The 21,046-nt window shown below is 46.0% G+C and carries 20 protein-coding genes, 2 tRNA genes and 1 pseudogene; 12 read left to right on the top strand and 11 right to left on the bottom strand.

Translation table 11 applies throughout. The features are described from left to right. Positions 1-21 precede the first annotated feature (21 nt). From VNM22_15800 to VNM22_15780, 5 genes are all read left to right on the top strand, one after another. Entirely contained in the window at positions 22-855 is an 834-nt protein-coding gene (locus VNM22_15800; protein ID HWP48620.1) for an MqnA/MqnD/SBP family protein, read from the top strand. Between the two features lie 98 nt (positions 856-953). After that, positions 954-2,078: an aminofutalosine synthase MqnE gene (gene mqnE, locus VNM22_15795; protein ID HWP48619.1), complete on the top strand. Its 1,125-nt coding sequence runs from the start codon at positions 954-956 to the stop codon at positions 2,076-2,078. Between the two features lie 131 nt (positions 2,079-2,209). Further along, entirely contained in the window at positions 2,210-2,998 is a 789-nt protein-coding gene (locus VNM22_15790; protein HWP48618.1) for a menaquinone biosynthesis protein, read from the top strand. A gap of 64 nt (positions 2,999-3,062) precedes the next feature. Beyond that, positions 3,063-4,124: a cyclic dehypoxanthinyl futalosine synthase gene (gene mqnC / locus VNM22_15785; GenBank protein HWP48617.1), complete on the top strand. Its 1,062-nt coding sequence runs from the start codon at positions 3,063-3,065 to the stop codon at positions 4,122-4,124. A gap of 80 nt (positions 4,125-4,204) precedes the next feature. Next, positions 4,205-5,581 (top strand): amidohydrolase family protein, encoded by a 1,377-nt coding sequence (locus tag VNM22_15780; GenBank protein ID HWP48616.1) that lies wholly within the window; start codon positions 4,205-4,207, stop codon positions 5,579-5,581. 219 nt (positions 5,582-5,800) lie between these two features. Here the strand turns inward: VNM22_15780 and VNM22_15775 are convergent, their stop codons facing one another. From VNM22_15775 to recO, 10 genes are all read right to left on the bottom strand, one after another. Next, on the bottom strand, positions 5,801-6,121 hold the full coding sequence (locus tag VNM22_15775) for a VCBS repeat-containing protein (protein HWP48615.1): 321 nt from the start codon (positions 6,119-6,121) through the stop codon (positions 5,801-5,803). A 302-nt stretch (positions 6,122-6,423) separates the two neighbouring features. After that, positions 6,424-7,641, bottom strand: a complete 1,218-nt coding sequence (locus VNM22_15770; protein HWP48614.1) for an ABC transporter substrate-binding protein — start codon at positions 7,639-7,641, stop codon at positions 6,424-6,426. 117 nt (positions 7,642-7,758) lie between these two features. Continuing rightward, the gene (locus tag VNM22_15765) at positions 7,759-8,664 is read right to left on the bottom strand and encodes a YihY/virulence factor BrkB family protein (GenBank protein HWP48613.1); all 906 of its coding nucleotides are present in this window, start codon (positions 8,662-8,664) and stop codon (positions 7,759-7,761) included. A 166-nt stretch (positions 8,665-8,830) separates the two neighbouring features. Continuing rightward, the gene (locus VNM22_15760; GenBank protein ID HWP48612.1) at positions 8,831-9,883 is read right to left on the bottom strand and encodes a hypothetical protein; all 1,053 of its coding nucleotides are present in this window, start codon (positions 9,881-9,883) and stop codon (positions 8,831-8,833) included. A gap of 32 nt (positions 9,884-9,915) precedes the next feature. Further along, positions 9,916-10,806, bottom strand: coding sequence for a glycine--tRNA ligase subunit alpha (gene glyQ / locus VNM22_15755; protein HWP48611.1), 891 nt, complete (start codon positions 10,804-10,806; stop codon positions 9,916-9,918). 85 nt (positions 10,807-10,891) lie between these two features. Beyond that, the gene (locus VNM22_15750; protein HWP48610.1) at positions 10,892-11,629 is read right to left on the bottom strand and encodes a ThiF family adenylyltransferase; all 738 of its coding nucleotides are present in this window, start codon (positions 11,627-11,629) and stop codon (positions 10,892-10,894) included. A 223-nt stretch (positions 11,630-11,852) separates the two neighbouring features. Beyond that, positions 11,853-12,290, bottom strand: a complete 438-nt coding sequence (locus VNM22_15745) for a hypothetical protein (protein HWP48609.1) — start codon at positions 12,288-12,290, stop codon at positions 11,853-11,855. A 1-nt stretch (position 12,291) separates the two neighbouring features. Next, positions 12,292-12,831, bottom strand: coding sequence for a hypothetical protein (locus tag VNM22_15740; GenBank protein ID HWP48608.1), 540 nt, complete (start codon positions 12,829-12,831; stop codon positions 12,292-12,294). A 118-nt stretch (positions 12,832-12,949) separates the two neighbouring features. Continuing rightward, the gene (locus VNM22_15735) at positions 12,950-13,243 is read right to left on the bottom strand and encodes a hypothetical protein (GenBank protein ID HWP48607.1); all 294 of its coding nucleotides are present in this window, start codon (positions 13,241-13,243) and stop codon (positions 12,950-12,952) included. A 102-nt stretch (positions 13,244-13,345) separates the two neighbouring features. After that, entirely contained in the window at positions 13,346-14,116 is a 771-nt protein-coding gene (recO, locus tag VNM22_15730; protein ID HWP48606.1) for a DNA repair protein RecO, read from the bottom strand. Between the two features lie 292 nt (positions 14,117-14,408). Here recO and acs point away from each other — a divergent pair, with 292 nt between their 5' ends. From acs to VNM22_15700, 6 genes and pseudogenes are all read left to right on the top strand, one after another. Next, on the top strand, positions 14,409-16,394 hold the full coding sequence (acs, locus tag VNM22_15725; GenBank protein HWP48605.1) for an acetate--CoA ligase: 1,986 nt from the start codon (positions 14,409-14,411) through the stop codon (positions 16,392-16,394). Positions 16,395-16,650: 256 nt separating this feature from the next. Beyond that, on the top strand, positions 16,651-17,205 hold the full coding sequence (locus tag VNM22_15720; GenBank protein ID HWP48604.1) for a hydrolase: 555 nt from the start codon (positions 16,651-16,653) through the stop codon (positions 17,203-17,205). Further along, positions 17,205-17,807 (top strand): XTP/dITP diphosphatase, encoded by a 603-nt coding sequence (locus VNM22_15715; protein ID HWP48603.1) that lies wholly within the window; start codon positions 17,205-17,207, stop codon positions 17,805-17,807. Before VNM22_15720 ends, VNM22_15715 begins: the two co-directional genes overlap by 1 nt. 70 nt (positions 17,808-17,877) lie before the next feature. Then, positions 17,878-17,953 (top strand) — tRNA-Pro (locus VNM22_15710). Positions 17,954-17,960: 7 nt separating this feature from the next. Beyond that, positions 17,961-18,034, top strand: a tRNA-Arg gene (locus VNM22_15705). A gap of 68 nt (positions 18,035-18,102) precedes the next feature. Beyond that, a pseudogene (locus VNM22_15700) lies at positions 18,103-18,354 on the top strand (MBL fold metallo-hydrolase). Between the two features lie 62 nt (positions 18,355-18,416). On the opposite strand, the gene VNM22_15695 reads toward VNM22_15700, so the two are convergent. Further along, a complete protein-coding gene (locus VNM22_15695) occupies positions 18,417-19,223 on the bottom strand; it encodes an SDR family NAD(P)-dependent oxidoreductase (protein HWP48602.1) in 807 nt (268 codons plus the stop codon). A gap of 358 nt (positions 19,224-19,581) precedes the next feature. Between VNM22_15695 and VNM22_15690 the strand changes: the two genes are divergently transcribed. Then, complete coding sequence (locus VNM22_15690) at positions 19,582-20,739, top strand: mechanosensitive ion channel family protein (GenBank protein HWP48601.1); 1,158 nt, start codon at positions 19,582-19,584, stop codon at positions 20,737-20,739. Positions 20,740-21,046: the final 307 nt, after the last annotated feature.

Here is a 21,046-nt window from a genome sequence, read left to right as displayed (position 1 = left end):
TTATAAGTGGGGAGGTAGCTTATGTCCATTCGAGAAATTACTATAGCCCATAGTCCGGATTCCGATGATGCCTTCATGTTTTATGCGCTGGCTCATGGGAAAATAGATACAGGCCATTTACATTTTAAACATATTCTCCAAGATATCGAGACCCTTAATCAAAAAGCGACTCAGGGAGTCTATGATCTAACTGCCATTTCCTTCCATGCCTATGCGTATATTGCAGATAAATATGCCCTTCTTTCCTCAGGGGCCAGCATGGGTTTAAGGTATGGTCCCCTGGTTATTGCCTCTAAACCTTTTCCTCCCTCGGAATTGGCCGGAAAAACCATCGCTATCCCGGGGATTAAAACCTCGGCCTATCTGGCTTTAAAGCTCTTCCAGCCTGAGTTTACCTACCAAATTATTCCCTTTGATAAAATTCTAGAGGCCGTACAGAAAGGGGTTTGTGAAGCAGGACTTCTTATTCACGAAGGTCAGCTCACTTACAAAGATCTCGGACTTCATAAAATCATCGATTTAGGAGAATGGTGGTACGAAGAGACCGGATTACCACTTCCGTTGGGCGGAAATGTGATTCGCCGAGATCTGGGTTGGGATTTAATCCCCCGAATTTCGGCTTACTTGAAACAGAGTATCCATTATGCCCTTACCCACAGGGAAGAAGCACTGGTCTATGCGGCTAACTTTGCCCGGGGCTTGAAACCGAAGTTGACGGATAAATTTGTAAGTATGTATGTTAATGAGTTAACTCTGGATTTTGGGGAATCTGGAAGAAAAGCCATTCAACTCTTCCTGGAAAAAGGTTATCAGAAAGGAATCATCCCTCATCCGGTGGAAGTAACCGTTTTTTAGCAAAAGGCAAAGGATAAAAGGCAAAGGATAAAAGGCAAAAATAAAATTTCCTTTTCCCTTTGTTCTTGGTCCTCTTGCTTCTTTATTGAGGAGGAACTTTGCTTTCCATACTATTCGAGCGTTATCCCGGTTACAAAGATATTATTGAGAAAGTCCACGAAGGAAAACGGCTCAACTTTGAAGAAGGTTTGCGGCTTTTTAATTGCGATAATTTAAACCTGCTGGGATATCTGGCCAACCTGGTACGGGAACGACTTCATGGAAATAAAGCTTATTTTATTCGGAATTTTCATATTAACAGTACCAATATTTGTATTTACAGTTGTAGCTTTTGTTCCTTTGCCAGGAAACCCGGACAGGAAGGCGGTTATGAAATGTCCCTGGAAGACGTTTATCGTAAAGTACACCAATACGATAATCGGGTTGTTCATGAGCTTCATATTGTAAACGGGGTTCATCCCAAGCTGGGGGTTGAATATTATGCGGAGATGCTCCGGGGAATCAAGAAAATCCGCCCTGAACTTCATCTAAAAACTTTTACAGCCGTTGAGATTCCATATATGGCCAAACGCTCTAAGATGACCATTGAACAGGCCCTACGAACCTTAAAGGAAGCCGGTATGGATTCTATGCCGGGGGGAGGAGCCGAGATTTTTCATCCGGAGATCCGTCAACAGATCTGTGCCGACAAGGCTGATCAAGAGTTATGGCTCGAAGTACATCGAACTGCCCACAAACTAGGGATACGTACCACCTGTACCATGTTATATGGACACATCGAGCGCTATGAACATCGGCTCCACCACATGCTGGCTCTTCGAGATCTTCAGGATGAAACCGGTGGCTTTACCGCTTTTATTCCTCTCAAATTCCACAATGAAAACAACGATATGTCTCACATCCCTCAAACTTCTGTGGTAGACGATCTTAAGACTTACGCAGTAAGCCGATTAATGATGGATAATATTCCCCATCTCAAGGCCTATTGGATCATGATTGGTCCAGAGGTTGCTCAACTGGCTCTAAGTTATGGGGTGGATGATATCGATGGAACGGTGGTAGAGGAAAAGATTTATCATATGGCCGGAGCCAAAACTTCCCAGGAAATGACCCGGGAGGAACTCATCCGCCTTATCCGAGAGGCCGGACGTCATCCCATTGAACGGGACAGCCTGTACGGCGTTGTGGAAGATCTCGGGGAACCGACAGAAGCTACTCCATAAGTCGTCTGTTATCGGTTATTGATTGTTTATTCCCTATCGTTAGGCTAAAACTTTCGAGATTTCAAGAATCTCCAGGATTTATAGCGATTTCTTATCTTTTGCTGGAGTTACTGACTCCGGAGAGCAGACCCATGATCCGAATTATTGCTGTTTCTTATCTGAATACCAAACCTTTAGTCTACGGTCTGGAGCGAGGAATGCTCCCGGCCGGTTATGAGTTGTCTTTTGAAATCCCCAGTGTGTGTGCCCAAGCCCTTATAGAAGGGAACGGTGAGATTGGATTGATCCCTTCCCTGGAGTATCAACGTATTCCCGATTTGACCCTGGTTCCTGATATAGGAATTGCAGCCCGAGGAGCTGTACAAACGGTTCTGTTGGTGGCCGAAGTCCCCATTTCTTCCCTTCAATCGGTTATCTTAGATTACTCCTCGCGAACTTCCAATGCCCTGGTCCAGATTCTGCTGGCCCGTAAATATAAACGATCCCTTTCTTTCCACATTGGAAAACCCGGATACGAAGGAGAAATTCGAGGAAGGCAAGGGGGGCTTATCATCGGAGACCGGGCTTTCCTCTATCGTCGGCAATTTCCTTATGTGTATGATTTAGCCCTGGAGTGGCAAGAATGGACCGGACTTCCCTTCGTTTTTGCCTTCTGGGCGGCTAAATTGGGTTCTCTACGCGAGGATTTGATCCAGGCCTTCTATCAAAGCCTGGAGGTTGGACTGGAACATATCCCGGAAATTGCCCGGGAATGGGCCCAACTCCACGGAGGTTCACCGGATATTTATGAATCTTATCTAACCTCTGCCATCCTCTACAAATTGGGTTCTAAGGAATATGAAGGCCTTCGACGATTTTATCATCTGGCTGGACAGCAAGGACTTATTTCTGAACTGAAAGAACTTAAGGCAGGCCATTAAATTCAGGAATCAGATAGTAGAGGCAGGTTTTAAACCTGCCCCTACACGTCTGACCTCTGGCTTTATGATAACCCGTTTAATAGATAAAGCCCTTTCTTTCCAACCCCTTAGCCTGGAGGAGGGAAAACAGCTTTATCAAAAACTACCCCTGAGTGAACTGGGGCTTCTGGCTCATGAATTGCGGATGATGAAGAAAAAGGATAAGATCGTCACCTATATCATCGACCGCAATGTGAACTACACCAATATTTGCAATGCAGATTGTCACTTCTGCGCTTTTTATCGACCCCCTGGTCACGAGGAAGGCTATGTTTTGACAGAAGCGGAGCTGTATGCAAAAATTGAAGAGACCTTACAACTGGGTGGGCATCAACTCCTCCTTCAGGGAGGGCATAATCCAGATCTGGGAATTGAATATTACGAAGATCTCTTCCGAAAGATCAAAAGTCGCTACCCCATTAAACTCCATGCTTTGAGTCCCCCGGAAATCATTCATATTACCCAGATCAGCAAGCTTTCCATTGAAGAGGTTATCCGGCGGTTGATGGCAGCAGGCCTGGATTCCATTCCAGGTGGCGGTGCCGAAATTCTCGTGGATCGGGTTCGACGGAAAATTGCCAAAAATAAGTGCACCACCGAAGAGTGGCTGGAGGTCATGCGGGTAGCCCATAAATTGGGCCTCCGTACAACGGCTACCATGATGTTTGGGCATATTGAGACGTTGGAAGATCGCCTGGAACATTTAATCCGTATCCGTGAGCTACAGGAGGAACGAGGGGGATTTACGGCTTTTATCCCGTGGCCCTATCAAAGCAAAAACACGGTATTAGGACGCAGAATTGAAGGAAATACCACAGGACATGAATACCTGGCTACATTGGCCATCTCCCGAATTATGCTCCATAACGTGGATAATCTCCAGGTCTCCTGGGTCACCATGCCGGTTAAAATCGCCGTAGCCGGACTCTATTACGGAGCTAATGATTTTGGTTCGATCATGATCGAAGAAAATGTAGTCAGAGCCGCAGGAGCCCACTACAAAATGGATACTGCTCAGGCCGAGTATCATATCCGTATGGCCGGATTTATTCCAAGACGGCGAAATATGCAATATGAATTGATCTAACTCCATCCCTAAAGAACTCCGCCAAGATACCAAGCCCTCGAACGAATCCAGACAATCCTTTAATGAAAGACGAAAGAAAAATGAGAAGACCGGAGAGTGGGAGAACGGGAGGGGATTCTATATTCCCCCCTTTTTCTTATTCCTCCCCGGTTACCCTGATAACGGCCCCCCTTGTACTTCCCATCACAACCCCTCCTCTTCGAGAAGGGGCCGTGGTCCTTTCTAAGAATGGAATGATTTTGGACTGTGGACCCTGGCGAGAAGTGCGAGCACGATTTCCCAAGGTCCCGGAACAGCGTTATGAAGCGGTATTGGTTCCGGGATTCATAAACACCCACTGTCATTTGGAATTAAGCCATCTGCGTGGCCGACTTCGACCGGGTGGAGGATTACCCTCCTTTGTTCGACAGGTAATGGGATTACGAAATGCCGATCCTTTGAGGATCGAGCAGGGAATTCAAGAAGCCTTGCAGGAGCTGCGGCAGGAAGGAGTGGTTGGTCTGGTTGATATTGGAAATACAGGACGTTCCCTCCCTTTTTTTAGGGAATCCGGGTTACAGGGACTCTTCCTTCTCGAATTGATTAAGTTCGATCCTCAAGCCGCCGAACGAATCTTTGAAGAGGGAAAAGCTTTCTTGAATCGAGAGACGATGCGGAGAAATGGAGACCTGGAGATGCAGGAACATGGAGAGGGATCGACCCGAAGACCCGCAAAGATAGGGGATATAATTCCACAAGAAAACTTATTAGAGTTCAGAACCCAGATTGCAACCGGATTAACAGGACATGCTATTTATTCCTGTTCGGAACCTCTGTTGCAGAAAGTAGCTGCTTACGCACTGGAAACGAGAACCCCTCTATCTTTGCATTTATTAGAAAACCCGGAAGAGCGTATGCTGATTGAAAAAGGCAGGGGGTTTTTTGCCGATTACCTCCGACAACTGGGATACTCCCTGGATAACTGGAGACCTCCCGGGCTCCGTTCCGTTTTTTATGCCGAACGTTGTTTAGGATTTGAAAACCGCCGACTCTATGTTCACCTCATCTATATCCGGGAAGACGAACTTCAGCACCTGGCTACTCAACCCAACACCTTTATAGCCCTTTGTCCTAAAAGCAACCTCTTTGTTGAGGGTCGGCTTCCTCCCATCGATCAAATGGCCGCCGTTCATCCCAATATTACTCTGGGCACCGATAGTTTAGCCAGTAACGATCGGCTCAGTATCCTGGACGAGCTTAAAACAATCCAGCATGCATTTCCCCATCTCTCCTCGGCCCTTTTAATTCAATGGGCTACTCTAAACGGCGCCCGGTACCTGGGATTAGAAAAAATCTTGGGGAGTTTAACTCCCGGCAAACAACCCGGGATTTTAGCTATTTTCACCCCCCAACGAAATCCCGAGAATTTCCTGGCTGCAGAGGCCCTTTCCTTAAAAATAATTACTCCAGAGACTTAATGAACTATTGGTAACTGTCACAATTTTGCAGGCGTCACTTTTTTCTGACCGAACATTCCCCAGCTCTCCCTTTCAGGGGTATCTTTTTGGATCTAATCCCCCCGATTTCCCTGTAAGGGAAGGGGTGTTGGAGGGGTTAGGAACTAAGTAAAAAAAGTAAAACCCGCCATGGAGGGGGGCCATGGCGGCTGCCGTCTACCCGAAGGACCCCCTCACCTGCTACTTGTCAATACTTATAAACCACGTCCCAGTCCCAGGACGCCAAACAGCCAGATCCGTAATCCCATCTCCATTGTAATCCCCAGGCACCGGTTGATCCCCTGCCTGCCCCAACGACTTCACCACAATCTGACCTGTAGAAGATAAAATTATGTACCACTGCCCTTTATCCCCTCGCCAAACCGCCCAGTCCGCTCTTCGGTCTCCATCATAATCCCCAGGTACCGGTTCATCTCCCCTTAAACCCCAGGGTTGAATCACTATCCCCCCACCAGACCATACCCCATACCAGCTCCCCGTCCCAGGTCTCCACACCACCACATCGGTCTTCCCATCCCCTCCCTTGTAAAGTTAATTCTATGGAACTCTTCCCCCACCCTCAACCTCCAGGTGTCAGGTCAAGCTGAAAAGTCCCGTCAGGGGCAAACTGTCGGTAGCCCCCGAGCAAGTCGGGGGTTTCAGTCATTCAAAATTTTCTTCAAGCTCCAGAGGAGCGGCCTGTGAAACAGGTCGCCCCGCCGGAGCTAACCTTCCTATTCTGGCGCGTATGGGGGCCGGGGGTAAGGGGCACTTAAATATTAAGCAAAACTAAGTAAACAATTTTGAGAAGGAGTTGATATTATTTATTTCTTGCTGGCGTCAATAACCTCGCCGAACAGAACCCATCTCTCTCCGTTAAACTTACCCAGTTGTAGCTGTTCTATGGGATAAAAATCTGCGGGACTGGTATTGATCTTGATTCCGGGTAAGAGCATCGGCAACTCCAGATCCTTGATATTTGCAGCCTGGCGCATGATGTTCTCCCGCGTCAGGTCATCTCCAGCCTGTTTTAATACCTGAATGAGGGCCTGGGCTACCGTGTAGCCGTAGACATTAAATAAATCATGGATATTTCCCTCGGGATAGTACTTCTCCATCCATGTCAGCCACTCTTTTCGACCCGGATCGTCCGCCCATTGAGGGTCGTCTGGATCCTTCAAATAGAAAGAGGAAATGATATCCTTAGAGGCTTCGAGACCGGCCGGTTGAAGCACAGATCCTACAGAGTTCGATACGTTGTTCAGGAAGTGGACCGGCTTCCAACCTATATCCGCCACCTTCCGGATCGCCTGGGCAGCAAATTTGGGTGTGGTTACATTGAATAAAACATCGGCTCCACTGTTTTTCAGATTCACAATCTGGGAATCTACAGTAGGTTCCGTCACCTCATAGGTTTGCTCTGAGACGATCATCTCCCCGGCCCTCTCGCCAAGCCCGTCCTTAAACCCTTTTACATAATCCTTCCCGTAATCGTCGTTTTGGTATAGGATTCCAATCCTGGCATTGGGCAAATTCTCTAAAATATAACGGGCATAGATCTTTGCCTCGGTTTGATAATTGGGCTGCCAACCCATCGTCCAGGGATGCCCTTCGGGATCTCCCCACTTGGTAGCTCCGGTGGCTACAAAGAGCTGCGGTATCTTCTTCTGGTTCAGGTATTTCCAAATTGCCGTATTTGTTGGAGTCCCCAGCGTTTGAAACAAAAACAATACCTGATCCTGTTCCACCAACCGCCGTACCTGCTCCACCGTCTTGGGCGGACTATATCCATCATCATAACTGATGAAGGTGATCTTGCGACCGTTGACCCCGCCCTCTTCATTAATTTTTTTGAAATAAGCCGCAATAGACCTGCCGATTGTGCCATAGGCCGAAGCAGACCCACTATATGGATTGGTATTACCGATTTTAATCTCAGTATCGCTGGCACCGGGGTCGTATTTCCCGGCACTATAAGCCAATACCCCGATAAGACCTGAAAGTATGAAAATAATTCCTAAAAATAACTTTTTAAGAATCATAACCTCCTCTCCTTTACCTTAAAGTGAAATAGTTTCTCCCTCTTTATCTTATACCTTCCCTGTCTCCTATAGCTGACATGATTTACATGATTTAAAGGAAACGTCAAGATAAACTCACTATACTTTTGTAGTTTTTATGAGCTGAGAGTTTTCCTCGATCTCAAGCTTTGTCTGATAATCTTCTCCGTATTCTAAATCGTATATAATCTCCGCACAAAAAAGCAAAATAATCCAGGTCACTTCGGTCCATAGGAGAAAAGAGAAAATGGCCCCTAAGAGACCATATAATTTTTCGTAGTTCGCCAGATTATGGGTATAGTAATAAAAAGCCCGCTTGGCCAGTTCCCATAGAATCGCTGCTATCAGGCTGCCGAGGATGGCAGGTCGGGTTGAAACCGAATGCCGGGGCAGAAGTTTGTAAATGAGAAAAAAAATGAACCAGGATAAAAAAACAGGCAATGTGTACTCATACAGATATCTCACATAAGATTCAGAGAGATGAAAATATTTGTTAATATTAGCCGACAAATAAAAGGAGATTCCAAACAGGACCGGAGCCAGGGTAATGGTAGTCCAGTAGGCCGGAAATCTCTGGAAAAAAGGTCGATTCTCTTTCACCTTCCAAACGTTGTTAAGGGCGTGTTCAATAGAGCTTAGCCAAAATAACGAAGTAATAATAAACGAGATCAATCCAAGAAAGTTTACCTCGTACCCTTTTTCAAAATACAGGGTGAAATACTCCTGAACTCGAGGTTCGTTTTGAATGAAAAAATTCTTGAAAAGGAAACTGAGAATGGCTTCCCGATACGCCGTAAAGAACCCAAAAGTCTTTAGAAGGGAAAACGCCAGAACTGTTAAGGGAAGCATTGCAAACAGGGTGAAAAAGGAAATGGAAGAAGACCAAAGCAGACAATCATCTTCTTTAAACATCCGAAAGATCCGTATCAGACGAGAAACTTCCCTATGACAACATTGTTGAAGATATGCCTTCAACCCGGATAAAAGACTTAGATTTTTCCACATAACTTAATCTTTCTAAATCTCTTATTTTAAGATAAATTGACATAAATTTTATTGTCAATGATTTCTTCTTACTATTTCTTAAGGAAATACTCATTCTTTTCCACACCTTCTATCCACACCTTTGTGGATAATCTTTGGCAACCTCGGTACTTGGAGCTTTTTCTTTTTATTTATTCTGTTGATTTCCGGTTAATATTCGCTTTAAGGGCGGAACCACGGTCGAGGTAGGGGTGGGAGTTACTTTAGGCATTAGGGTTGCCGAAGGGGTCGGGGTAGACGTGGGCGTCACATCAGGCGTTGGAGTTGCCGAAGGGGTCGGGGTCGGCGTAGGAGTTAAATTGGAAGTTGGGGTCGGTGTGGAGAGAGACGGTGTTGGGGTAGGTGTGGAGGTTGGTGTAGGGCTTGGTGCAGCCAGATAGGGAGTCGGTGTGGAAGTTGCATTGGAAGTTGGGGTAGGGGTTGGGGTCGGCGTGGAGAGAGACGGTGTTGGGGTCGGCGTGGAGGTTGGTATAGGGCTTGGTGTGGCCGGATAGGGAGTCGGTGTGGGAACTGACTCGGAACGATAAGGGGTTGGAGTGGGTTCCAGTCGGACTGAAGTTGAAGGATTGGATAGAACCATTTGAGGAGTTGGTGTGGGCGTAGCAACAGCCGGAGCCGGAATAGGAAGCGAAAAGGGGGACCCTGTAAGGTTATTATGGATGGTAACCGGGACCCCGTTAACCTCTCCAATCACGTTTTTCTCTCCGTTTATTTTTTCGATTTTACAAAGGATGGAATGATCTGGTTTGTTAGGAGTTATATTAACTCCGAACTGGAAGTCGATATTTTTAGAGGCCTGCATGACCCTTACGATGAAATCTCCAAAGGGGATACCCATAAAAACGAATTCACCGTTTTGCCCGGTAACCGTGGTACTTATTTCATTATTTCTTTCATCCAGCAACAGGACCAGGAGGCCGGGAACTCCCACCGTGTTACTTGTATTGATTCCGGCCTCGGCGGGATATATAAAGGTAAAGGCCCATGCAAATATTTTCTCCAACCAAGTAGCCTGAGAGAGTTGAGTTCCGGCATCGGTGATAATTCGGCCGTTCAAGGTACCTATTCCGTTTAGGGGTTCGGTTTCAGTCGGGCTACTCTCGAAATCTCCACAACCATAAAGTGAAACCACTATGGCCAGGATGAACAATTTGCTACTCAACCCACCTGTCTTTCCCATAATCTGGATGGAGAAAAGGGTTGAGAAAGGGATTAATGAACCACCTGCTTTTCCTTCGACTTACACAAAGGAAATCCCATTTCTTCCCGTTGTTTGAGGTAAGCTTCGGCACACATTTTCGTAATATTTCGAACTCGCGCGATGAATCCGGTTCGTTCTGTAACACTTATGGCTCCCCTTGCTTCCAGAAGATTGAACGTATGAGAGCATTTCAGACAGTAATCATAAGCGGCCAGAACTATTTTTCTGTCCAGAGCTCGCAGAGCTTCCCGCTCATACATCTCAAACAAGCGAAACAGCATATCCACATCGGCGACTTCAAAATTATATCGGGAGTACTCCACTTCACCTTGATGATGAACATCTCCATATTTAATACCCGGCGTCCATATTAAGTCAAATACATTATCAACTTTTTGTAAATACATGGCGATACGTTCCAATCCGTAGGTAATTTCACCCGAAATAGGGAAAAGATCGATGCCGCCCGCCTGTTGAAAATAGGTAAACTGGGTAATTTCCATCCCATCCAGCCAGACCTCCCAACCCAGTCCCCAGGCTCCCAGGGTTGGGTTTTCCCAGTCATCTTCCACAAACCGGATATCGTGTTCCAGGGGATCAATGCCCAGATTGAATAAACTCTCCAAATAAAGGTCCTGGAGATTAGGTGGAGAGGGTTTCATCAGGACTTGATATTGGTAATAGTGTTGGAGGCGATTGGGATTCTCCCCATAACGACCGTCCGTGGGTCTACGAGACGGTTGTACATAGGCCACATTCCAGGGTTCTGGACCGAGGCATCGAAGCAGGGTGGCCGGATGACAGGTTCCTGCTCCTACTTCCATATCGTAGGGTTGTAGGAGGATACACCCTTTATTAGCCCAGAATCGCTCGAGTGTTAGAATAACCTCTTGAAAAGTCATCCTGAAGAGGAGTCCGGAGTCGGAAGGAAAAGCTTTTAACTTCTGACTTCTGGCTCCCGGTTTCTGATTTTCCGACTTTTAACTTCTATGAGATATACACCTTGTTCTGTTTCTCGACCTGACAAATACAATTGGGCACGATCGTTGTTTGAATAAACTCCTGCTGGTTCTGGATCAAGTTTAATCGAATATATTTGCTGGTTACCGTACCCTTATCCAGATAAGTTAAGATCTCCGGCAGAGCCAGTGCAACCAGAGCTTCGTTGATAGCTAAAATTTCCTCTCCTCGATTCCGGTGGATTTCTTCTTGGGGATCCCCGGTATCCAGGTAACCGGCTGCTCGACGTAAAGCCTTTTTCCTGTCGGAAACGGGTAAGGGTAACCCCATACAGAAAAGGCATTCTTCTCCGGGGAGTTGGATTCGTATCTGGCCTCCCTTGAAGATGACCTGTCCATTTCGAATGACGATTCCGGCCCCCAGGTCAAAGAGGGGCACCTTAAAGTAAAGACCAGCCATAGCCAGATATTGCCGGGTTTCATTATTATCGACACAGGCAACGATAACCTCATAATCTTGAAAATTCTCCGTGCAATCCTGGACTTTACTTTGAATTTTTTTCAGAAATCGATATCCGAATATGGCTTCGAAAGCTTCTGTTTTATAAAACCCCACATGTTGGTCTGTAGCGCCTATCAGCCTGGGGAGATTAGAGGATTCTATTTGATCGGGTTCTATGACGGCCACCTCAATATTTTCCCAGGACATTAATTTTCGCATCAGCGCCCAGCCATTTCCACCAAGGCCAACTAATAATAAATTCAAATTAATCTCGATGCAAGGGCCTAGAGAAGGGGAGGTAGCAACATTGTTACCTGGTTTCCGTATCTCTATACCCTTACACCCCTGCGTTGATCGGTACACGATTTACTTAATTTTGACCTCCCAGGACGGCCTTCACTCTCCAACGCCCTTCTCCCACAGCGTGGGAGAGGGGTCGGGGGTGAAGGCCCCTTAAACGCTAAGCCAAAACTATGTAAACCGTGTATTAGTTCACTACTTTGATCCTTACCGGTTGATAGGTTTCCTTTAAATAAATCCCGGCCTGATATTCTGTACGTGAAAATAACAGTCGAACAAGAGCATTGTTTTGGATATAATTACCCTCTTTATCGTAGAATCCGTATCGAGCCAGTTGGGGATGATAAGTATTATCTATTCTGGAGTATCTGGCTCTTTTAGAAAGGGGATGGGTATGAAAAAGGAACAGATAATATCCTTGAGCGTGGACCCACTGGAGGTAAGAACCACACTGTTCTGGGTCTACAACAACATGGAAAAGTCCGTTATGCTGGATTTTCGTATCTTTTAAAATTTCAATCAGTTTAAATTCTTTAGATACAGCACCCAGGTAAGCTTTTTCCTTTGGTGACCGAAGCGCCTTTTTAAGGAAAGCCAGATCGGCCCTTGAGATTTTAAGGACCACACTACCACCATCTCTTTCTCGTTTTCTCTGCCTGTCTTGCGAACCAATGCCAGGCTGCACGTACATATTCCGCCAGGGTCACATCGGCATAGACATGGAAACAAGACCAACACCATCCCAGGTCTCCATGATGGGACTGACGAGAAGTTGCAGGAAAATAATGTTCCCCTAGAAGCCGGCTAAACCCCTCTTCGATATGCATGAGGTAATTTTTGACGGCCCCCTTATTTCCGGCTGTAACCGGTAGCTCTATCAGTGCATGGGTAACTGGGCTTTCTTTTCCACAGGTAAGAGCCAACTCCGCAGGCAATTTCCAGTTATAGAGATAGATGTAATCAAACCCCTCGATATAAGAACCCTTCTGATCTTTGGAAGTACGTACATCCGCCATGGCATAGATCCCTTTGGTCTCGTACGCCGGTAATTCAATGGGATGAGAAAAACGGAAGCACTCTTCGGTACCTATGAGTCTAATCAATTCAAGATACTGACGATTGATCTCCTCAACGTTTTGTTTATACCAGTTAAACAGTTTAAACACAGCACAACCCCTCAAGACTGTGCAACAGCCTTACAATCCACATTAACCTTTCAAAGGTTTATGACCTTTGAAAGGTTAACGCTATAGAGGGTCTTTAACCGTATAAGTATCAAGCTGTTTAACCCGAGATCACTTGGGGATTGGTGGCGATTTTTACGCCTTTTAATTTCTCCGTACTAAAGTTATCAGTCAGTAGCTTAGAAGTAGAATTACCGGTATATTCCGTAACAGTATAATCTTCCGGAACTCCTAAAAATTCCTTGAGCTGGCCAACGGTCTTTATGGATTCGGGTACTTCAACCCGCTTACCATTATGAATGATGGTATAAGTACTCCCGGCAGAGGACTCAGATTCTCTCAGAGGGTCAAAGGGATGGGTATAGGATCTTTCATCATCGATTACCTTTTGCATACAGGTACCTCCTTAATTTTGAAGAATAAACCTATTACCAAATCGTCAAGGCCTATTCTAAAGGTATCACAATCCCTATACGCTGTCAATCAAATATTACTTCTAACCTTGGGTTAATCTTCTTATGGAATCTAAAAATTCTGGAGCCTTTAGAGGAACCTCCAGATAGAAATCCAACCATCTCCTTAAAAGCATCTTGATTTCCCTTTGAGTCTCTTCAGAGATCTTAAGTCGAGGGCATTTTTCTAAATCCATCTTCAAAAGTTGTTTTAAGATCTGAAGTGCTTGTAAGGAGGTTGGAAAAACCGGGTTTCCTTCCCCGGTACATCCTTTACAAAGGCCACCTCCTTTAGATAAGCTGAATAAAACCCGAGGGGTATTTAAGGGGTTTCGGCATTGCGCACACCGATCCAAAACGGGGCTATAGCCGGACAGGGTCAGGAATTTAATTTCAAAGGTTATAAGAACCTTATCTATTTCCTCTTCGGGATATACTACCATCGCTCTCAACGCCTGGCTGATTAAATCATAAAGCGGAGGACTTTCTTCATTTTCACCTACACCTTTATCTACCAACTCCACCAGACTGGCTGCTGAAGCGAGTTTCCGTAAATCTCCTCTCAGTTCAGAAAACGACTCGATAATATCTGCCTGACTGATGTTAGGAAAGGTATAAGTTTCCTTTTCAAAGAGGTTTACCTGGACCCGAGTGAATAACTCCAGACTACTTCCAAACCGATTTTTCAACTTTCTCGACCCTCGGGCTATCCCCCTCAATTTACCGAAGGATTTTGAATAAAAAACAATGATTTTATCGGCCTCGTTAATATCGAAAGACCGGATTATAAACGCTTCTGTCTTTTTAAAACCCATAGAATTCATTTTAAAAGGGATAATTGCCCGATGCAAGAAAAATTTTTATTGAAGGTTTTCATTGACCAAAAGATAATAAGTTGCTAGAAGAGGTTTTAGTGTATTTAATTTCTCGTAAAGGTGCAGAGAGGGTCAGGTGGAAGCGGGATAATCCCCGGGTTTCAAGCCAAGACCGATGGATACTTCCAGATTCTCATCGGGGGAATGGTATTAAAGGATCTAAACGGTTCCACCTCGACCGGGCGTCCTTTGCACCTTTGTGAGAAGCTCTGTGTATAAAGGAGGAATCTTCATGGCCGAGAAAGAAAAATTCCAATCCCTGTTAGGTGAGCAACGAAAATTCTTTCCCCCCAAGGAACTCAGTGAAAAAGCCTATATCAAAAGCATGGAACAATATGAGCAGATGTATAAACAATCTATCGAGGATCCCGAAGGTTTCTGGAGTAAATGGGCCGAGGAGATTGTTTGGCGTGAAAAGTGGACCAAGGTCCGGGAATATGATTTTGTAAACGCCCGAATCCAGTGGTTCCTGAACGGTAAGCTGAATGTTACCGAGAGTTGTCTGGACCGTCATCTCAAGGATAAAGCCGATCAGATTGCCCTTATCTTCGAATCCGATGATGAACAGAGTGATCAGACCTTTACCTACCGGCAGCTTTATGATGAAGTAAATAAATTTGCCAATGTTTTGAAGAGTCAGGGAGTCAGAAAGGGGGACCGGGTTTCCATCTACCTGCCTATGATTCCTCAATTGCCCATTGCTTTACTTGCCTGTGCCCGCATTGGAGCCATTCATAGTGTTGTTTTTGGTGGATTCTCAGCCAGTTCCCTGGCCGATCGTATCGTCGATGCCGGTTGTACTTTTTTGATTACTTCCAATGTTTCCATGCGCGGGGGTAAGTTCATCCCCATGAAGCAAAATGCCGACGAAGCCATGGAAGCTGCCAAGAAGAATGGCGTGACGGTAACCCGGTGTGTGGTGGTGGATCGTCAGGGTAACAAGGAGAATACCCCCATGACTAAAGGTCGTGACCTGTGGTGGGACGAGCTGATGGCCAAGGCCGAGCCTTATTGTCAGCCCGAGGTTATGGACTCCGAAGATCCTCTCTTCATCCTGTACACTTCAGGTTCCACCGGTAAACCGAAAGGAGTTCTTCATACCCAGGCCGGTTATCTCCTTTACGTCAAAAAGACCTTTGAACTCATTTTCGATTATCATCCCGGAGATATCTACTGGTGTACGGCAGATATCGGTTGGGTCACAGGCCATAGTTATATCGTCTACGGTCCTCTTGCAGCCGGAGCCACAACGACCATGTTCGAAGGTGTGCCGGTTTATCCCAATCCGGATCGTTTCTGGCGTACCGTGGATAAATACAAAGTGACCCAGTTTTATACCGCTCCTACGGCCATCCGTACCCTCATGGGTAAGGGAGATCATTGGGTAAACAATTGCGATCTTTCCAGTATCCGGATTTTGGGAACGGTAGGAGAGCCCATTAACCCGGAAGCCTGGATGTGGTACTACACCGTCGTTGGGAAAAGCCGCTGCCCCATCGTAGATACCTGGTGGCAGACGGAAACCGGAGGCATTCTCATCTCTCCATTACCCGGGGCAACGCCCCTCAAGCCCGGTTCGGCCACCCGTCCTTTCTTCGGTGTAAAACCCAAGGTTATTCGCCAGGATGGCTCTGAAGCGGACATCAACGAAGGAGGTTTTCTGGTCATCGAAGAAGCCTGGCCAGGAATCATGCGTACAGTCTATGGTCAGCACGAACGATTCAAAGAAACCTACTTCAGCCAGTACCCCGGTCTCTACTTTACAGGGGACGGTGCCCGCAAGGATGAGGATGGTTACTTCTGGTTGATGGGTCGTGTGGACGACGTTATCAATGTCTCCGGTCATCGGATAGGTACTGCCGAAGTTGAAAGTGCCCTGGTTTCCCATCCATCGGTTACCGAGGCAGCCGTCGTTGGTTATCCCCATGAAATCAAGGGTCAGGGTATTTATGCCTACGTCACTTTAAAAGATGGATTCCAACCCAGTGAAGATCTAAAGAAGGAATTGATTGCCCACGTTGCAAAGGAAATAGGCCCTATTGCCAGGCCGGATGTGATTCAATTTACACCGGGTCTTCCTAAGACCCGTTCTGGTAAAATCATGCGCCGGATCCTACGCAAAATCGCCCAAGGTGAATTTGAGCAGATAGGAGATACCACCACCCTGGCAGATCCCTCCGTGGTAGAGTATATTATCAAGGGCCGTACAAGTGGTTAATTTAAAGAAATGAGGTGTGGGGGTGTGAGGGTTTGGGAGTATGGAAGTATGGGGGTGTGGGAGTATAGGAGTATGGAAGTGAGAAAGTATGGGGGTGTAGGAGTATGGGAGTGTGGGAGTGGGGAAGTGAGAGAATGGTTATACTCCCATACTTCCATACTTCCCTACCATACCCCCATACTTCTATACTCCCATACTCCCACACCCCCACACCCCCATACTTTCCCAACCCCCACACCCCCATACCCTTTAAATAATGCGGCATCCTTTCATTGTAACCAGAGAAAATACTGCCTTAGCCATTATCGATGTGCAGGAACGATTGGCCGCTATCATGAAAGATAAAGATCAGGTAGTTCACAATATAAAATTATTAATCCAGGCGGCCAGGCTGTTTAACATACCGATACTGGTTACGGAACAGTATCCCAAAGGATTGGGTCGGACGGTTCCCGAGATCACGGTTGAAATTCCCAAAATCACCCCCATTGAAAAGATGACCTTCAGTTGTTGTCAGGCCGATGCCTTCAATAAAGAACTGGAAGATCTCAAAGTCGATCAGATTATTTTGACGGGTATGGAGACCCATATTTGTGTCTTACAGACGGCTTTAGATGCCCTTCAGGATGGGTATCGCGTTCAAGTTGTGGAAGATGCAGTCTGTTCCAGGACCCGGGATCGTTGGGAAACGGGCTTACGCCAGATGGAAAAAGCAGGAGCTTTAATCACCTGCACCGAGACAGTGATTTTTGAGTTACTGGGTAAGGCAGGAACCGAAGAGTTTAAAACGATGCTCAAAGCGTTAAAATAATGGACTTTTTAAAGCTGGTCGTTGCTACCCAAAATCCTGGCAAGATTCGGGAAATCCGGGAAATTTTGAAAGGGTTAAACTATGTTGTTATCCCCATCTCCGAGCTTTACCCTGACTTTGAGGTGGAAGAAGACGGTCAAACCTATGCAGAAAATGCCTCTAAAAAAGCGATAGCTGCTGCCAGACTTACAGGCCTTATGGCTTTGGCGGATGATTCCGGACTGGAAGTTAAGGCTTTGGGAGGTGCTCCCGGCTTATTTTCAGCCAGATTCGGTGGAAAATCCCTTCCTCAATCAGAAAAGAATCGTCTTATCCTCGAGTCTCTCAAAGGAGTTTCCGATCGATCGGCTCGATTTGTCTGTGTAGTTGCCGTTGCCACTCCTGAAGGTCAGGTTAAAACGGCGGAAGGAATCTGTGAAGGGAGTATTGGATTTAAAGAGCAGGGAGACGGTGGATTTGGCTATGATCCCATTTTTATCGTAGAAGGCTATCAAAAAACCATGGCCGAGCTGGAGCCGGAGATTAAAAATAAGATTAGCCATCGGGCCAGGGCTTTAAAGAAGATCCGGGAGATTTTATCCTCTTTGCAAAGTACCTTCTGATTTAATCCCAAAATCAGACTTGACTTTTATACAAAATTTATCCTATATTGTAGAGCAGTTTGATCCAATACGGGGCGTAGCGCAGTTTGGTTTAGCGCGCGTGCCTTGGGAGCACGAGGTCCCCGGTTCAAATCCGGGCGCCCCGATTTATGTGCGCCTGTAGCTCAGCCGGACAGAGCATCTGCCTTCTAAGCAGAGGGTTGGGGGTTCGAGTCCCTCCAGGCGCATTCTGAAAGGTTTGGAACATTTATCTGAAAATTTATATCTAAGAAAATAGCCCTTATTCGGTGCTACCCCCGGTCATACACCCGGCCATATCTCTGTATTCGACCCCGTTGGCCTGCTCCTCATCGTAGGTGATGCAATGACCAATATCAACAACAAACTGAGTGGTTCGAATCCCCAGTATACCACAAACATGGCCCAAGCCAATGAGAGTATTAAGAAGCTGGCAGCACTGAAGTTTGAAAAGGCCGTTTTCGGCCACGGTGAACCCATTGAACAGGGCGCTTCGGCTGCTGTTGCTAAACTGGCCGGTACTTTATGAGATACAGGGAAGACCACTTCCCTGTCGGCTGGTTTGAGCCTTTGGTGAAGACGCTGACCCTGTTAAGGTGATACCGAGGTACAGGACAGTCCCCCATCGACAATAAGTTGAATACCCGTAATGTACTTAGCTTCATCGGAAGCAAGAAACAGGGCAGCGTAGGCAACGTCCCAGGCATCCCCCATTCTTCCCATGGGGCATTGGCGACTCCGAATTTCCATCATTTTCTGAATATCCCCTTGAGCATAGACATGGGCTAAACTTTTATGGATCATGGGGGTATTGATGAAGCCGGGTAATATACAATTACAGCGAATGTTTTTAGAAGCATATTGGGCTGCTATAGCCTGGGTTAGCTGAATAACCCCTGCCTTTGTGGCACTATAAGAAATATAGGGAACCCCCAGCCAGCGGATACCAGCAACGGAGGCGATATTAATAATGGCCCCACTTCCCTGCCGCTCCATATAAGGAAGCACATATTTACAGGTGAGAAAGACACTCTTAAGATTTATTGCATTGACACGATCCCAGCTTTCCTCGCTGGTCTCAACCGGCCCACCTACCTCTACGATTCCCACGTTATTGTGGAGAATATCGATATGTCCATAACTTTCCATGCAGCGCTCAACGATCGTCTGGACATCTCCGGCTTTAGAGACATCTCCTGCCTGTACGATACATTCTCCCCCTTCTCGGACAATAATGTCCCTGGTCTCCTCCGCCGCTGCCGGGTTAATATCTACGGCAACTACTTTCGCCCCTTCACGGGCAAATAGAACCGCTGTGGCTTTTCCATTACCCCATCCTGGCCCAACAGACCCCGCACCGGTTACAATGGCTACTTTTGCCTTCAATCGTTCTCCCATGCTTAGAACCTCCCTGAAAGATGCCTGAAAAAATAACCCATCCCTCGAACCACAACATAAAACCACTTTACAGTGGATAGAGGAAAAGGTCAACCTAAAATTGTCGTCACAACTGCTTTTCATTTATTTCCTTGACCACTTCCTGGACTTCTGCTAGAAGTCAAAGTAGCTCCTAATTTTATAGGGACCTTCGAGATGTAAAAGTTTAAAAATTTTAGTTTTACACGGGAGGTGTCTTTTTATTCTCCAGAAGCAAGCTCTCCTTTTAATTTCGTTTATAGAAATATTGAGGAGAGCCCATGGTAACCCAAGTACACATCCCGACAGGATGTGTAAATTTGCTTAAAAATATATAACCATGATGGAAGCTCTTAACATCACCAATTGGATTTTACCTATAATTTTTATTTTGGGAGGACTTCTCCTGGGGATATTCTTTGAAGTCATAGTTCTCAAAACTCTCAAAAAAGTAACCGTCTACACAAGCTGGCAGTTGGTTGATATTGTCCTGACCTCACTTCACCGTATGCCCATACTCTGGTTTACCTGTGCAGGTATTTATGGTGCTATTCTGAGTATTTCCGTGCGGCCTCAGGTGCATAAATTTATCCAGGATGTGTTGGTTGCGGTGGTCATCCTCTCAATAACCATATTCTTATCCAGGATCGCGGTAGGTCTGCTCAGCTTGCTTGCCAAAAGGACAGAAGGTAGAGAGGCTCCTCCCTCCTCTCCGGTAGTCCAATATTCTAAGTATTTAGCTTCTCTCTCCCAGAGAGCCGAAAGTGGATTGCCGGCCACATCCCTTTTTGTTAGTGTCACGCTCTTTGCCAACGTGGTAAGGTTACTGATTATTCTTATCGGGGTATTTATTATTCTTCAAAACTTGGGCATTTCCATAACCCCTTTAGTAACTGCCCTGGGGATTGGTGGTCTGGCCGTTGCACTTGCCCTTCAAGATACCTTATCTAATCTTTTTGCAGGTTTCCATATCATTGCTTCTAAACAGGTAAGACCGGGGGATTATGTAAAACTGGACACCGGTGATGAGGGTTATGTAACCGATGTGAACTGGCGAAATACCGTTATTACCCCTCTTCCCGCCAATAACATCATTATTATTCCCAATAGTAAATTTGCCTCGGCTATCATTACAAATTATAACCTTCCCGAGAAAAAGATCTGGGTACCCGTGCAGGTTGGAGTGAGCTACAACAGTGATCTTGAAAAGGTCGAAAAAGTAACCCTTGAAGTTGCGAAAGAAACCGTAAAAGAAGTTGCCGGAGGTGTTCTCGATTTTGAACCCCTTATCCGATATCACACCTTTGGGGATTCCGGGATTCTTTTCACCGTAAGAATGCTGGTTAATGAATTCTCCAGCCAATTTCCGGTTAAACATGAATTTATCAAGAGATTGCATAGACGATATAAAGAAGAAGGGATTGAAATTCCTTTTCCTACCCGGACCGTCTATCTTAAAGAGAAAAAAGATACAGACCCTGAAGCCCAATCTTTATAAACCGATACTTTAAATAGCAGACTGAGTTTTTCATAAATCAAGCCAGATACTTAATGGTGAAGAGTTTTTTCTTGACAACACCCTCCCGTCTATGCATGGGTTTGTCCGTTTAAAGATCAAGATGAGAGGCCTTGACTTAAGGGTTTGTTCTCCTCATTCCCAGGTTCTGCACCGATACCGTTGATTCAGGCACCTTCTTGCTCCTGACATTTCCCTATTCCTTCAAGGAAGGAATCCGGGGAGTGCCCTGTTGTAAGCTCCCTCTGGTGTGGAAGGTTCCTTAAGTCAGTGCCATTTAGATTAAGAT

It is taken from the genome of Candidatus Limnocylindrales bacterium (assembly GCA_035559535.1).
Classification (GTDB): Bacteria; Moduliflexota; Moduliflexia; order Moduliflexales; family JAUQPW01; genus JAUQPW01.
The sequence above is the reverse complement of the archived record's forward strand: the minus strand, read 5'-3'. Positions and strand labels throughout refer to the sequence as shown.

Coding starts and splice junctions, on each gene's coding strand:
- VNM22_15770 (HWP48614.1), bottom strand. CDS start 7,641: ATGATTCTTAAAAAGTTATTTTTAGGAATTATTTTCATACTTTCAGGT.
- acs (HWP48605.1), top strand. CDS start 14,409: ATGGCCGAGAAAGAAAAATTCCAATCCCTGTTAGGTGAGCAACGAAAA.
- VNM22_15720 (HWP48604.1), top strand. CDS start 16,651: ATGCGGCATCCTTTCATTGTAACCAGAGAAAATACTGCCTTAGCCATT.
- VNM22_15790 (HWP48618.1), top strand. CDS start 2,210: ATGATCCGAATTATTGCTGTTTCTTATCTGAATACCAAACCTTTAGTC.
- VNM22_15715 (HWP48603.1), top strand. CDS start 17,205: ATGGACTTTTTAAAGCTGGTCGTTGCTACCCAAAATCCTGGCAAGATT.
- VNM22_15760 (HWP48612.1), bottom strand. CDS start 9,883: ATGGGAAAGACAGGTGGGTTGAGTAGCAAATTGTTCATCCTGGCCATA.
- mqnC (HWP48617.1), top strand. CDS start 3,063: ATGATAACCCGTTTAATAGATAAAGCCCTTTCTTTCCAACCCCTTAGC.
- VNM22_15695 (HWP48602.1), bottom strand. CDS start 19,223: ATGGGAGAACGATTGAAGGCAAAAGTAGCCATTGTAACCGGTGCGGGG.
- glyQ (HWP48611.1), bottom strand. CDS start 10,806: ATGACTTTTCAAGAGGTTATTCTAACACTCGAGCGATTCTGGGCTAAT.
- VNM22_15780 (HWP48616.1), top strand. CDS start 4,205: ATGAGAAGACCGGAGAGTGGGAGAACGGGAGGGGATTCTATATTCCCC.
- VNM22_15765 (HWP48613.1), bottom strand. CDS start 8,664: ATGTGGAAAAATCTAAGTCTTTTATCCGGGTTGAAGGCATATCTTCAA.
- VNM22_15690 (HWP48601.1), top strand. CDS start 19,582: ATGATGGAAGCTCTTAACATCACCAATTGGATTTTACCTATAATTTTT.
- VNM22_15735 (HWP48607.1), bottom strand. CDS start 13,243: ATGCAAAAGGTAATCGATGATGAAAGATCCTATACCCATCCCTTTGAC.
- recO (HWP48606.1), bottom strand. CDS start 14,116: ATGGGTTTTAAAAAGACAGAAGCGTTTATAATCCGGTCTTTCGATATT.
- VNM22_15800 (HWP48620.1), top strand. CDS start 22: ATGTCCATTCGAGAAATTACTATAGCCCATAGTCCGGATTCCGATGAT.